Source organism: Pseudorhizobium xiangyangii (assembly GCF_020531965.1).
GTDB lineage: Bacteria > Pseudomonadota > Alphaproteobacteria > Rhizobiales > Rhizobiaceae > Neorhizobium > Neorhizobium xiangyangii.
In genome coordinates this window covers 1-1,828 of record NZ_JAJAWH010000086.1, presented here as the reverse complement: position 1 = coordinate 1,828, position 1,828 = coordinate 1, and the positions used below count along the sequence as shown (strand labels likewise).

2 protein-coding genes are annotated in these 1,828 nt (G+C 57.4%); both read right to left on the bottom strand.

What is annotated here, in order from left to right; genetic code table 11:
* Positions 1–54: 54 nt before the first annotated feature.
* Positions 55–1,181 (bottom strand): IS3 family transposase gene (locus tag LH464_RS24260; RefSeq protein ID WP_226788960.1). Its coding sequence is split into 2 segments (ribosomal slippage): positions 55–956 and positions 956–1,181, totalling 1,128 coding nucleotides; the frame shifts between segments, so codons are not numbered across the junction.
* 166 nt (positions 1,182–1,347) lie between these two features.
* Positions 1,348–1,828 (bottom strand): transposase (locus tag LH464_RS24255; RefSeq protein ID WP_226788959.1); only part of this gene is annotated, 481 nt, incomplete at its 5' end.

The following is a 1,828-nucleotide window of genomic DNA, read 5'->3' as shown; positions in this document are numbered from 1 at the left end:
TTGCCCTCAAACTCGAAGGTGTGAATAGCCCCGAGTTTTGTAGACACCCTCGGGTCAGATTTTCTGCTGCTTCTCGAATTCGACGGGAGACAGCATCCCATTCCTGGCGTGCTTGCGTTTCGGGTTGTAGGACATCTCGATGTAATCGAACACGTCCTGCCGTGTTTCATCTCGTGAACGGTAGACCCTGCGACGTATCCGCTCTCGCTTCAGAAGATTGAAGAAGCTCTCGGCGACCGCATTGTCATGGCAGTTGCCGCGTCGGCTCATCGAGTGAACCAGATTGTGATGCCTGAGGAACAAGGCCCAATCCATACTGGTGAATTGCGAGCCCTGATCCGAGTGGATCAGCACCTTGTTTTTCCGCTTGCGTCTCCATACGGCCATCAGCAGAGCCTGCAGCACGACGTCGGTGGTCTGGCGGCTCTGCATTGCCCAGCCGATCACTCGGCGGGAATAGAGATCGATGACGACGGCGAGATAGGCGAAGCCCTCGCAGGTCCGGATGTAGGTGATGTCGGTGACCCAGGCCTTGTCCGGAGCCGCCACGTCGAATTGCCGGTCGAGAGTGTTGTCGATAGCGACGGCAGGCCTGCCACCATAAACGCCGGGGCGGCGCTTGTAGCCGATCTGCGCCTTGATCCCGGCAAGGCGGGTCAGGCGCGCAACTCGGTTCGGGCAGCACATCTCGCCCTGATCGAGAAGGTCGTCATGCAGCTTGCGGTAACCGTAGACCTTGCCGCTCTCTTCCCATGCCTTCAGGAGCAGATCGGTATGCCGTTTGTCCTCGTTGGCTCGCCTGCTCAGCGGGGTCTTCAGCCAAGCATAAAATCTCCTCGGATGAACCCGCAGAAGGCGGCACATCGTCCGCACCGAAAACTGCAAGCGATGCAGGGCAATGAACGCGTACTTCACTTTGCATCCCTGGCGAAATACGCGGCCGCTTTTTTTAAGATGTCTCGCTCCTCGGTAACGCGAGTCAGCTCTCTCTTCAGCAGCCTGATCTCCTCGGCTTCGTCGCTACCCTTGGCGTTCGATGCCGCAAACTTCTTCTTCCACGCGTAAAGCGAATGCTGGCTGACGCCGAGCCGCTGCGAAACCTCCGCAACCGGATAGCCTCGCTCCGTGATCTGACGCACAGCGTCGCGCTTAAAGTCTTCACTGAAATTCGGTTTGCTCATGATGCTCTTCTTGCCTCAAAATTAGGAAAGAAGGCGTCTACAAATCTCGGGGCTATTCAGAGAATCATAATCTTGTCGCGATGGAAACACGTTATTGGGGATCGTGTCCCACGGCGTGGTGTAGCTTCGGCAGTCGCCGTGCCTTCCGGACAGAGCCGTGAATGGATCAGCTTGCGGCTGGCAGGCTGATGAGAGGATCATCGCTCATTGTGGCGATGGTCTCAAGTGTCATGTAGCGGGATCGTTGGACGGCCCACTCGTCATTCTGTTCGAGCAATAGCGCACCGACCAGGCGCACGATGGCATCATCGTTGGGAAAGATGCCGACGACCTCAGTCCTTCGCTTGATCTCGCCGTTGAGCCGTTCAATGGGATTCGTGCTGTGCAACTTCGTCCAGTGCGGCTTGGGAAAGGTCATGTAGGCGAGAACGTCTTGCTCGGCACTGTCCATGAGCGTGGCGAGTTTCGGCACCTTCGGCCTGATCTGATCGGCGACATTGCGCCATTGACTGCTTGCCGCCTCCGGTGTTTCCTGAGCAAAAGCCGTGGCGATAAAGGCGGAGACAACGCGGCGTCCGCTCTTTCCAGCATGGGCCAAGGCATTGCGCATGAAGTGAACACGGCACAGAGCTGGCTCGGGAAATCTG